11 protein-coding genes are annotated in these 11,864 nt (G+C 49.6%); all 11 read right to left on the bottom strand.

All coding sequences use genetic code 11. The annotated features are described in order from the left end of the window. Window positions 1–1,611 (bottom strand): hypothetical protein (locus AQR02_RS32550; RefSeq protein WP_159067806.1); only part of this gene is annotated, 1,611 nt, incomplete at its 3' end. 165 nt (window positions 1,612–1,776) lie between these two features. Continuing rightward, the gene (locus AQR02_RS20340; RefSeq protein ID WP_054942280.1) at window positions 1,777–2,904 is read right to left on the bottom strand and encodes a glycosyltransferase family 4 protein; all 1,128 of its coding nucleotides are present in this window, start codon (window positions 2,902–2,904) and stop codon (window positions 1,777–1,779) included. Between the two features lie 113 nt (window positions 2,905–3,017). Beyond that, window positions 3,018–3,782 (bottom strand): WecB/TagA/CpsF family glycosyltransferase, encoded by a 765-nt coding sequence (locus tag AQR02_RS20345; protein ID WP_425340018.1) that lies wholly within the window; start codon window positions 3,780–3,782, stop codon window positions 3,018–3,020. After that, a complete protein-coding gene (gene csaB / locus AQR02_RS20350) occupies window positions 3,783–4,931 on the bottom strand; it encodes a polysaccharide pyruvyl transferase CsaB (protein ID WP_054942282.1) in 1,149 nt (382 codons plus the stop codon). It lies immediately after the preceding gene. Next, entirely contained in the window at window positions 4,907–6,943 is a 2,037-nt protein-coding gene (locus AQR02_RS20355; protein WP_054942283.1) for a DUF5693 family protein, read from the bottom strand. Before AQR02_RS20355 ends, csaB begins: the two co-directional genes overlap by 25 nt. Window positions 6,944–7,056: 113 nt before the next feature. Further along, window positions 7,057–8,775, bottom strand: coding sequence for a phospho-sugar mutase (locus tag AQR02_RS20360; protein ID WP_054942284.1), 1,719 nt, complete (start codon window positions 8,773–8,775; stop codon window positions 7,057–7,059). 47 nt (window positions 8,776–8,822) lie between these two features. Next, window positions 8,823–9,245: a 3-hydroxyacyl-ACP dehydratase FabZ gene (fabZ, locus tag AQR02_RS20365; RefSeq protein WP_054942285.1), complete on the bottom strand. Its 423-nt coding sequence runs from the start codon at window positions 9,243–9,245 to the stop codon at window positions 8,823–8,825. 317 nt (window positions 9,246–9,562) lie between these two features. Next, the gene (locus tag AQR02_RS20375) at window positions 9,563–9,793 is read right to left on the bottom strand and encodes a DNA-directed RNA polymerase subunit beta (protein ID WP_054942287.1); all 231 of its coding nucleotides are present in this window, start codon (window positions 9,791–9,793) and stop codon (window positions 9,563–9,565) included. Window positions 9,794–9,801: 8 nt separating this feature from the next. Further along, on the bottom strand, window positions 9,802–10,623 hold the full coding sequence (locus AQR02_RS20380; RefSeq protein ID WP_054942288.1) for a flagellar hook-basal body protein: 822 nt from the start codon (window positions 10,621–10,623) through the stop codon (window positions 9,802–9,804). Between the two features lie 43 nt (window positions 10,624–10,666). Then, entirely contained in the window at window positions 10,667–11,542 is an 876-nt protein-coding gene (locus tag AQR02_RS20385) for a flagellar hook-basal body protein (protein ID WP_054942289.1), read from the bottom strand. Window positions 11,543–11,591: 49 nt separating this feature from the next. After that, the coding region (locus AQR02_RS34670; RefSeq protein WP_245237638.1) for a rod shape-determining protein at window positions 11,592–11,864 on the bottom strand (273 nt) is incomplete at its 5' end.

An 11,864-nucleotide genomic window follows, 5' to 3' on the forward strand; every position in this document is an offset into this window, starting at 1 on the left:
ATCATTTAAGTTAGCTACATAAATATAGTTCTTGGAGACATAAGCAATATCTGCATTATAGAAAGATTGCGAACCTGAAAATTGAAATTTCACCTTTTGTTGCCCGTTGGAGAAGCCAACAACTTTATAGACAGCCTCATTAGAACCGAGGTTATTGAGGTTAGTTTGTTTCTCTAACTTCAGCGATGCCCCCAAAGGGAGGTATGAACCCAATAAAGTTGAGGGTGCCGCGCTAGACTTCACCATAATGAAAAAGTCAGGTGTTTCAACTTCAGCACCATTTAAAGGAAGCTTAGATAATGTTTTAGCGTCAATATTACCTGTAGAAACTTCCTTATAACCTGAAAGATAGTACATATCCGTAATGACGGTCTCACCCGCCAGGAACTTATAAGTTTCTTTGACCGATGTAGTGTAGGTCCCGTACTTAATACCGACGATTACGCTAGAAGTTCCTGCAGTAAGCGCAAATGAACTTGTAGTCTGGAATGTGATTAAACGGTATTGAGGCGTCACACCATCCGGAGCCGGGATAATGATTTCTTTCTGTGCTGTTGTACCAGTCGTTGTACTAAATGTACCGTCTGAGGCAATCGTATAGGATTCCAATACATCGATTGGAACGACCACATCGTTAATTTTCACTTCATGATCCGCTTCAAAGGACTTAGTGCTGGCGTTATACGGCAAAAGTACCTGTCCCATAATCTTGGCCGTGGTATCGTTAGCTGTCAGAGTAGGGATATTATCCAAGATACTATAAGCCTTGTAGACGGGTGGCGTCAGCGTTGAATCGCCGTGTGTGATTTGCAGATCGGTAAACGGCTTGTTGGTGTCAAAATAATACACCGAACGTTTAATAGCAATGGAGTCGGCTGCATTCTGCACTATGATGTCCAGCGTGTTTTCCCCAGATTTCAAAGTGAGAGCTGGTGTGAAAAAGGTTCCATCCTCAAGAAGCGAGGTTTGCAGCGAAGAGCCACCGTTGAGGGATACCCCTACCTTGGTTGCATTCGTAACATTACCCTGGATCGTGATCTGCTGGTTAGGTACAACAACCTTGGTACCTTCATTTAAGTTAATGGCAGTGGGTCCTCCTCCAAGTACTTGAAGAGACGAAATGTAAGGGACCTTATCGTAAAGCACATAAAACGATTCGGAGCGTTGCAAGGAGCCTTGCATGCCTGAAAAAGTAATTTTATTATATCCTGCAAAGAGGGTTAGGCCACTTGCTATAAACCGGTTATCCGGGTTTAAAGTGTCCGTAGTTACCGCTCCAGTAGTAGTATGGGTCTCATCTGTAACCCATTTCCCCCCACTCTGCGTCATCTGTTGCACAGTAACCTTCATTGTGGAAGCAGTTACCTGCGCATAGGTACCCGTTATGGAGAAGTTAGGAGCACTTGTCTTATATACAGTATTTCTTGTGATTGCTGTTGCACCAGTGACCGCTGTTTGGTCAAGACTTGCTGTATTCCGCAGCGTGAGATCATCCGGACTGAAGTAGGTCGTGGTTGCTGCCGCTGCTAGCGGCGTGTATTTACCAGGAAACATGGAAACGATCAGAGCCGCCAGCAGCAGCCAAACGAATGCTCTCTTAAAGCGTAACATGTGTTATATCTCTCCTTTGAGTATATGTTCTCGATATCCTTCACTTTGTTCTTTATCGGTCATAGCGGCAGTTTTTTTTAGGAATACAATAAAAAAGCTCATCCTAAAAAGGATGAGCTTTGTAAATTAAAGGAATATAATAGCAGATTACCGTTTCTGGTGCCTTTATGACTTGGATCCGCGCTCCGGACTAACCTTCATTCGCATTCTTAAAAGAAAGTCAATTAGCGGACGTTTGGTCTTACTGATAACGCCGGTAATTTCAGCACCAATCTGCAGGAAGAACAGCATAACGCAAATGACTACGAAGGTTACCCAGTTCGCTTCATAGAGTGAAGCGGACGTTTGAATAACAGCCAGTACTCCGAAGAAAGCAGCAATGCCGTAAATGATGAGAACGGTTTGACGGTGACTGAACCCAAGCTCGCGCAGGCAGTGATGCAGATGCCCTTTGTCTGGTGCAAAGATAGGTTTCTTCTGCAGCTTGCGGCGGACTATGGCGAAGAATGTATCCGATAGAGGAACTCCAATGATCAGGAGTGGAGTAATAAAGGACACGACCGCAATTTGTTTAAATCCTAGCAGCGCCAAGAGTGCAAGACAGAAGCCTAAGAACAGTGAACCTGTATCGCCCATGAAGATTTTTGCCGGGTGAAAGTTGAAGAACAGAAAACCCAGTATACTGCCAAGCAACAGCAGGCACAGGAGCGCAACCATTGTATTGCCCATCAAAAATGCCATTACAGCGATTGTAGCAATTGCAATTCCGGATACACCGGCAGCTAGCCCGTCCAACCCGTCGATCAGGTTAACGGCATTAGTGACACCGACAATCCAGAAGATCGTCAGCGGAACAGCGATCCAGCTCTCCAGTGAAGAATAGGTATTGTTAAAAGGAATATTCACGAAATCAACAGTAATGCCAAACCCGAAAACTACGATGCAGGCTGCGGCAATTTGACCCAGCAGCTTCACTTTAGCTGAAAGCTCGAACCGGTCATCAAATCCCCCGATAAGAACAATCAGTCCGCCGCCGCACAGCAGCGCTTTGATGAAGTTAGCCTCCCGCGGAGTGAAATCGTAAGGAATAATTGGCAATACGGCAAGCAGGCCTAACACAAACGCCAGAAATATACCTAGCCCACCAAGGCGTGGCATTATCTTCGTATGCACTTTACGGGCGTTCGGCACATCTGTAGCACCAATCTTAATAGCGAATTTCTTCACCAGTGGCGTCAACAGGAGCGCAAGTCCCATGCACACAACAAATCCGGCGATGTATATAATTAACATTTGAAAAGTCGACCCCCATTTCTCTACCGCATTGAATTATACGCTGAACTAAAAGTAAATTCCAATTCCGTTTTTAGGCTGTTGTTCGGATTTTTCCGGTAAATTCACGCTTTTCACTGAACTTTTGTTACTTTATCTTTCTCACGCACCACTTTTACTGCGAATTTCGGCAGTGCAAGCATTCTTTTGTATCGGGTCGGCTCTTTGAGAAGGCGATATAACCACTCTGCCCGGAGTTTCTGGAAAGCTTTAGGAGCCCGTTTGCTTTTGCCTGAGATCACATCAAAGCTCCCGCCCACTCCCATCATCACAGGAATATTCAGCCGGGACTTGTACTTGGCGATCCACGGTTCCTGGCTGTCTGCACCTCTGGCGACAAAAAGCAGATCTGGCTGAGAGCGGGTAATATCCGCAATAATCTCCTCGTCTGCTTCCGGTCCAAAGTAACCATCCCGGTAGCCGGATATTACGATACGCGGATATTGAGTTTGTAACCTTGAAGCGGTCTCCCGAATCACATCCGGTGCAGAACCGAGAAGATAGACCCTCCAGTTATAGACTTCGCCTTGGCGCAGCAATTCATGTAAAAGATCAAATCCTGCTACACGCTCAGCTACAGGCTCTTTGCAATATTCCGCTGCCCATACAACACCCGTTCCGTCAGGGACGACCAATTCTGCTGACTTCATAATCTCCATATAGGCCGGATTATCGAGTGCAGTCATAACCATGATGGGGTTGGCCGTAATCACTTGATGCGGCTCCCGGTTACGTACAGCCTCGGTCAAATAGGAAACCGTAGCTTTCATGTCGACTTTGGATACCCGTATACCAAAAATTGGAACAGTGGGCAAAACACTATCTGCTTTCACGTTCAATCATCCTTTACGGCGGAAATATTCGGTAATTTGCCGGGCCGGAGCCTCGGCTGCTTCAACTAAGGCTGCGATTAACGGCTCCCGCTCCCGTTTCCACGCTTCCTCTTTTTCCAGAAGGTGTAGAATTTCAGCCGCAACCATGCTGCCTTCCAATGTATTAGTCGATCCTACCGGCTTGCAGCGGATTCGCTCCAGGAAATGATCAATCTTGGGGTCGTAGGAGATACCCATTAGAGGCACACGTCTGCCGGCGGCGTAGATCAGGCTGTGCAGGCGCATACCGATCAGAGCGTCACACTCCGCAACCTCACGCAGCATCTGCTGGGGATGAAGCGCATCCTCACACAAACTAACTGCTCCTCCAAGCGCTGCTATCTTCTTCTCCAGCTTCTGCATCACATATCTTGAGGCTTCATTGTCTGGCGGATGGTGAAAAGGCAGGAACCGCAAGTGAAGCGGTGCTTCGGCACAGGCTTGTACCAGCCCTTCAGCGATCGCATCCAGCTCCCGCCGCGATTCCTCCCAATACCGCACTGATACGCCTACAGTCTTCAGTGCAGAAACTGGGCTATTGGGAGATTGAGGATCCTGGGCTGGCGTTCCGGGTGCCCCTGGAAGCTCCAGACCCATAACAGGGTCGGGAACCACCTCAATCTTACTCCCGTCAAGTCCCATACTTTGCAGCAGCAGACGGGACTGCTCGTCCCGCACAGACACATAGACACATTTGCGGAATACGGATTTGATCAGCGGATGGAACAGTTTCCGGCTCACCGGACCGATGCCTTGGGCATAAATAAAGGTAGGCTTTCCCATCCACTGGGCAAGCTTAACTATACCTAGGTAATAAGGAATAGTCTTGCTGCCTGTTACATCCTGAAGCAGGCTGCCTCCCCCGCTGATAAGTCCGTCACTTTCCGAGATTGCGCGCCGGACTTCACCCAGCTTCATCCGGTGGACGGATTTCACCCCATACGTGGCGGCCGTCCATTCCGGATCTATGGATAACACAATAGGCTCAATAGTAATGCCGGCAGCCTGAGACTGCTTCTGCAATGCGTTTAGAATAGACTGCAGCACTGCCTCGTCCCCGCTGTTACGGAAACCGTAGTAGCCGGAAATGATTATTTTCTGAGCAGTGGCGACCATCGTTTCCAACACCCTTCCGCAATCTGCCATACCAAGGCGGCGATAAGACCAATAATTAGGCCAAGTCCCAAGCCAAGCCCCCCGCGAATTACTGAGATTAATACCGGAGTATGAATATGGGCGAAAGTATCCACCATTGATAGCTGGCCAATTACCGCGACAATCATGATAAAGGCGGCATTCCGGTATTTATAGGCCATAAAGGCACCCAGAATAAACAACGGATGAGCGAGCAGGAATTCCTTATTCCTAGGACGCACACCCACTGTATTCTCCAGGAAGGTACGGAATGACATTTCAAGCGAGCTTACACTGCCGCTATTGCCGGTACGGCTTAGGTAATACATACCCATCACGCCGAGAATGCCGGCAGCAATAACCCAGGCAAGGGTGATCGGTGTCCGAAGTAGTTTGCCTGTCTTGTTAAACGCGAACTCTCCGCGATATAAGAGCACATAGAGCCCAGTCAGGGCAATTGGAGCCAGATGCAGCAGGCTGACGCCGCGGAACTGATTGAGCACCAGACTGTACGTAATATTGTTGAGTAATGCGATGACAAACGGTACGGCACTCAGTGAAATTAGCGCAGTCTTTATATAGAGGACAAGACTATGCGCCAACCGGCGCCCCGGGCTCATAACCACATAGGTTAGTGTACTCTTCCGCAGCGGCGGGCCTTGTTCATTGATTTTGCGGACAGCCAGCACCGTTGCAACCGTCGGGGCACTGATCGCCACTGCAAGTGCCAGCGCCTGTTCAAACAGCTCCGGCTTCAGCAGCATCAGTCCTGCACTTCCGACCAGACCCAGTGCCCAAGCCGCTAGGGTAAGCCAAGGAATGAAGTAAGATACAAGAAGTGCAACCATAGATACCGCGCCAATCACAGCTCCCAGCTTGAAGTAACGCTGATAAGAGGAATCAACAACCTCAAAAGCCGTAGCCTGACCCAGAGTAAAACCGTTATCTTCGATTTTATTCACTGCCCCATCCGGGCCGCTAAGGCTGGTTACCAGGTTGTCCAAGGTGTCGGTAACCTGAGCCTTAGTGGTATCCCGTGATGGAATGGTATTGAGATAGATCATCCGGATATTACGGTCCTTAGTGGCCAGCGCAAAGCGGTCAGCAATGACTTCCGGAGATAGTCCGGAATCACCTTCGCTGAGAGAATATAGCCGGGTCACATTATAATCGAGCAGATAAGACAGTCTGTTAAATCCTTTTTGCTGTACTTTAATGTTCTCAATTGCAGCAATTCCCATTCCGCGTTCCTTAAGAAGATCTGCGAATGCAGAGAGGCTGCTTACGGAAGCATCATCATTGAATCCCTTAACAGATTCGCCTTCAAAAAGAATCCGTTTAACTCCAAGCTCCTGATAACGATCCAGCAGCTTCGTAACAGCCTCCTGGTTATATGCTAAAGAATCAACCAGGCGGGGCACAATATTAAAGTCCTTCTCATGCAGCATTTCCAGATTAAACGGGTCCGGCTGCAGCGGCTTCAGTGTTGCGTCCTCCAGCGGAGTTTTGATGATAAGTCCCTGCTGTCCGCGGAAGCTCCAGTTTTCAGTTGCGATATCAAGACGATTGAAGGCTTCCTGTATGATCGGTGCGAGCACCGAACTATTCTCCGTGCTCGTGAAGAGGACGTATGTATAGTTCTCATTTTCCGGAATCACCGTGTCTGTCAAATTTGCGATGTCAGCCGCACCCCATAACATCAGGCGGCGGGTTTTGCGGTAATCCTCAAGCGTGCTCTCATAAATGGCCATACTCTGCACACCGGCATCCTTCAAGCGGTCAAGCTGTTCAGATATATAGTCCTTAGGATTTACGCGGTAGCTGGCTACCTCTACGAGATCACGATAATCAAATACAAATTCAACCGTCTTGGAAGACTTCTCCGTCTGCAGGCGGTCGTATACAACCGGGAGAGCGGCCAAAACACCAATCACCACGAGTATCCACAACCACTTACGCGAAGCTATATTCCATCGTTGCCATTTCTGCTGCACCAAAAGTACCTCCTCTTTCACTTCAAAACACCTAAACTCAAGCAGAAACGGACGTGCGTCCTGTGAGGAGCAGTATCCGTTTCTGTAGAAAACTTAATATCTTGTAGGATATATTATTTCCCGTCCACACGGGACATAACCTGCTGCGTCAGCGCAGCTACCTTGTCTTTTGCATTCTGGAGCGATTCACCGCGAACGGCAAAATACACTTTGATTTTCGGCTCTGTGCCGGATGGGCGCAGGCAGAACCAGGATCCGTCAGACAGCAGGTACTTCAGTACATTTTCCTTCGGCAGGCCATTCAGGCCGAGTGAGTAATCAAGGACCTCGGTTACAGAGGCACCGGCAATTTCCTGTGGCGGGCTAGTGCGCCAGTCATTCATAATTTCCTGAATTTGCGCTACACCGTCTTTGCCCTTAAGTGTGCGGGACTCCAGGCTTTCCAGGAAGTAGCCAAACTGCTCATACAGCTCTTGAAGGACATCATACAGCGTCTTGCCCTGCGCCTTGTAATAGGCACCCGCTTCCGCAATGAGCATGGAGGCAAGCACAGCATCCTTGTCGCGGGCATAGTTGCCGGCAAGATAACCGTAGCTCTCTTCATATCCAAAGAGGTACGTATACTCCCCGGACTGCTCGAATTGGGTCATTTTCTCCCCGATATATTTGAATCCGGTCAGTGTATTAAATACAGTAGCGCCATAATGGGAAGCTACGGCTGCCCCCATTTCGCTGGTAACAATGGTCTTAACCACTGCACCGTTGCTTGGCAGCTTACCTTGTTCCTGCAGACGGCTCAGATAGTAATGGATCATCAGCGCACCGGACTGGTTGCCGGACAGAACCACGAATTTGCCTTCATTGTCGCGCACAACGGCTCCCATACGGTCGGCATCCGGATCGGTACCGATCAGCAGATCAGCGCCCAGCTCCTCACCCAGCTTGATCGCAAGGGTGAACGCTTCGCGTTCCTCAGGATTCGGAGACTTCACGGTTGAAAACTCAGAATCCGGCTGCTCCTGCTCCGGTACGATATGAACCTCGGTAAAGCCGATCTTCTTCAAAACGCTGCGGACCGGCAGATTCCCAGTTCCATGCAGCGGAGTGTAGACAATTTTGAAATCACGGCCAAGTGTAGAAGTGATTTGCTCACGGGCAACACTGACAGCCGCCACCGTATCTGTGAAGGCCTCATCTTCCTGCTCTCCCAGCCAATGCAGCAAGCCTTGACTCTCGGCTTCTTCACGGGAAATACGTTTTACACCATTGAAGGAATCAACCTCCAATATGTAGGAGATAACCTTTTCCGCTTCATGCGGAACCAGCTGTCCGCCTTCGGAATTATACACTTTATAGCCGTTGTACTCCGGAGGGTTATGGCTGGCTGTAATCACTACGCCCCCAGTAGCCTTCAAATGGCGTACAGTGAAGCTCAGCTGTGGTGTGGACCGCAGCGAAGGGAACAGATGCGCTTCAATGCCGTTACCAGCCAGTACGAGCGCAGCCTCCAAAGTGAATTCCGGGGAGAACCGGCGGGAATCATGAGCGATTACGACGGAAGGTCTGCCTTCCCCGGTATGCTGTTCCAGAATATAATTAGCGAACCCCTGAGTAGCTCTGCCTACCGTATAACGGTTAATCCGGTTGCTGCCGGCACCAATCACACCGCGCAAACCGCCTGTACCAAATTCTAAATCCCTGTAGAACCGCTCTTCCAGCTCTTGCGGCTCATTCACAAGAAGGTTCAGTTCTGCCTTGGTGTTCTCGTCCACAGAAGGGTCCTGAAGCCAGCGTGATAAAGTTTCTTCGGCTTTCGGGCTTAATTGAGTCATATGAATCTCTCCTTCTCCATCTATGATATATGATTTTATAACAGGTACTAGCTTAGTGCGAACATAATTTCTCCGGAAGCCACAATCTTGCCATCCACTTTGGCAGTAGCTTGGCCTTTTCCGATGCTGCCCTTAAGTCTGGTGATTTCCACTTCAAGCGTAAGCGTATCCCCCGGCACTACCTGACCACGGAAACGGAATCCGTCCAGACCTGCCAGAAAACCAATCTTCCCGCGGTTGGCTTCAACTCCCAGAATAGCCACAGCACCGACCTGAGCCAGCGCTTCCGTAATCAGCACACCCGGCATTACCGGATATCCCGGAAAATGGCCGGCGAAGAACGGTTCGTTCACCGTCACATTCTTGATGCCTACTGCCCGTTTGCCCATTTCTATTTCGATAATTTTGTCCACCAGCAGAAATGGAGGCCGGTGGGGGATTATTTCTTGAATTTCATTGATATTAAGCATGTTGGCAAAGCTCCTTTCGGATATAACCGCGTGTTCAAACAATCCCTGCTACTGGACTCAGCATTATTCTTTGCTAAAGACTGCATAAATATGGACTGCTTCGGAAAAAACTATAATTATCCTTCACGACCTGCAGCAGTGGAGGTTGAGATAAGGGGCTTTCTCCGCCGCACGCGGCAGCATGGCGGAGAGGGCCCTTTTTGGACTTATCAGAAATATATATCCTGGCGCCCCCTTAGTCCCCAATCATTATACATTTTCCAGTATAAAAAAGAAAACTCCCCTGTACAACAAGGGAGTTCTAAAAAGGCTCTAAATTAAGGTGAGAACACCAGATCATATACATGCTTCCATGTGCTCCACTCGAGCACATCGCTTAATTCTCTTTTGCCCAGGATGACATATCCGGCAACTAACCCTCCTGCAAGTGCAGCTATCAGCAGCAGGGGAATCAGAAACCACTGAATGATCGTCCATTTGGATACACCGCGCCGTTTCACCGGCTGCTGGGTTTCCTCTTCGGGCTTATGTTTACTCTGAACACTCATTCCTTCACCTACCCGCGCATATTATTGGCCAGGCCAAGCATCTGGTCACTGGAAGAAAGCGCCCGGGCGGCAAGCTGATAGGTACGCTGAATCTGCATCATTTCCGTCATTTCCTTACTGAGATCCACATTGGACTGCTCCAGATAACCGGAACGCACGCCTACTGCTGAAGCTTCACCCGGTTCTCTTTGAAGAAAAGCCTGCTCCGCCGTAACCCCTTCAGGAAGCACATAGAAATTACCATCCACAGCCTGCAGCGCAGTCTTGCTCAGCGGCTCCACAATCATGATTGTGCCCGCTACCTGTACAGGATCGTTCTCACCGTTCTTGGTGAGTACCCGGCCCTTCTCATCTATCGCAGCACTTACATTGGCAGGCACTGTAAGCGGGTTGCCTTCTGTATTCAGGACCGGATTCCCCACATTGTCCACCAGCATCATACGTTTAGCGTCAGCCGGATCAGGCGCAAAGTGAAAATCACCTTGGCGTGTAAAGGCCGTGCCCCCGTTGACCTGAACCCCGAATAATCCATTCCCCTGCAGCGCCAGGTCTGTCGGATTACCGGTCTCCTGTAGCGTGCCTTCCTCCCAATTGCTTGTTACCGTAGCCACACGGACACCAAAACCGATATTAAAGCCGAGTGGCGTACTGCGGCCAGGCTGATCGTACTCTTTGGACTGCTGCTGAACACGGGTCAGCACATCCTCAAAAGAGCCTTCCTTGCTCTTGTAACCATTCGTGTTCATATTGGCAATATTATCTGCAATGATATCAAGCCGTGCCTGAAGACTGGACATTGAGACGGCTGCACCGATTGTTGAATTGTTCACAGATCAAACCTCCCAAAAGCTTAGTAAGCATTGCTACTGCGGCCTATACTCTGCCCACTTCATTCACTGTCTTCTGCAGGCTGGTGTCATAGAATTGGATAACTTTCTGGTTGGCCTCATAAGCCCGGTAGGCTGCGTTCAAATCAACCGTTACCTGGGTAGCATCGACGTTGGAGCCTTCCAGATACCCCTGTCGCACCTGCAGATTATCACCGGCATCCGCATACCGGATTTCAGCAGCATCCGCATCATCAGCGTGGAAAACACCATTCCCGTCACGCACCAGCTCCTGCGGTTTGGTGATTACGCTGATGCCAAGCTTCGTTCCGGAAGGAAGACCTGTAGCCGGATCCAGCAGATTACCCTGCCCGTCCACTTTAAGATTATCCTGCGGCTCTGTCAATACCAGCGGGTTGCCGGCAGCGTCGAGTACCTTGAACCCTCCAGAGCTTAATACTTCACCCGCTGCATTTACCGTGAAGCTGCCGTTTCTTGTATATAAATTGTTGCCTTCGTTATCTTGAACAGTGAAGAACGCCTGAGGCCGGTAAATAACCTCACCGTCGGCATTTACATATTTACCCGAGCCGTCAAAAACAATATTCTCTCCGGTCGCGGGGTCCTGAATCAACAAGTCGGTGGATAACGCAAAATCATAGGGCTTGCCACTTTCAATCAGATCTCCCTGCAAATATTGGGAAATCGACTGCTCGGCAAATACCCCCGTATTGAGGCGGCCGACCTGCTTCGCAGTGCCTCCGCTCATCGCTGAGATCAATACTTCAGGAAAAGCGTGGCTGACGCTGTCGACCTGCTTGTACCCCGTTGTATTCATATTGGCAATGTTCTGCGTCGCCGTGTCATGTCTACGCTGCTGCGTAACCATACCGGCAGCGGCCGTATATAATCCTCTAATCATGAGGGCAATTCCCCTTCCTGAATCTGCTGTTATCCCTTATATCGGCAGCTTAGAACTTTTTCTTAACGACCTTGTCCAAATGATCCAGCATAATCCCGGTTCCTTTGACCACGCAATGCATCGGATCTTCCGCCACCCAGACCGGAACATGCAGCTGTTCAGAGAGCAGCTCGTCCAGCCCGTTAAGCAGCGCACCGCCGCCCGTCAGGACGACTCCCCGGTCAATAATATCTGCCGACAGCTCCGGAGGTGTACGCTCCAGCACCGATTTGGCCGCAGCCACAATCATCGAAACCGGGTCCCACAGCGCTTCCTTCACTTC

This window comes from Paenibacillus ihuae (genome assembly GCF_001368795.1).
Classification (GTDB): Bacteria; Bacillota; Bacilli; order Paenibacillales; family Paenibacillaceae; genus Paenibacillus_AQ; species Paenibacillus_AQ ihuae.

What these genes read in the sequence shown, in the direction of transcription:
- AQR02_RS20375 (WP_054942287.1), bottom strand. Translation starts at nt 9,793, where the DNA reads ATGAGTGTTCAGAGTAAACATAAGCCCGAAGAGGAAACCCAGCAGCCG.
- AQR02_RS20385 (WP_054942289.1), bottom strand. Translation starts at nt 11,542, where the DNA reads ATGATTAGAGGATTATATACGGCCGCTGCCGGTATGGTTACGCAGCAG.
- AQR02_RS20340 (WP_054942280.1), bottom strand. Translation starts at nt 2,904, where the DNA reads ATGTTAATTATATACATCGCCGGATTTGTTGTGTGCATGGGACTTGCG.
- csaB (WP_054942282.1), bottom strand. Translation starts at nt 4,931, where the DNA reads ATGGTCGCCACTGCTCAGAAAATAATCATTTCCGGCTACTACGGTTTC.
- AQR02_RS20360 (WP_054942284.1), bottom strand. Translation starts at nt 8,775, where the DNA reads ATGACTCAATTAAGCCCGAAAGCCGAAGAAACTTTATCACGCTGGCTT.
- fabZ (WP_054942285.1), bottom strand. Translation starts at nt 9,245, where the DNA reads ATGCTTAATATCAATGAAATTCAAGAAATAATCCCCCACCGGCCTCCA.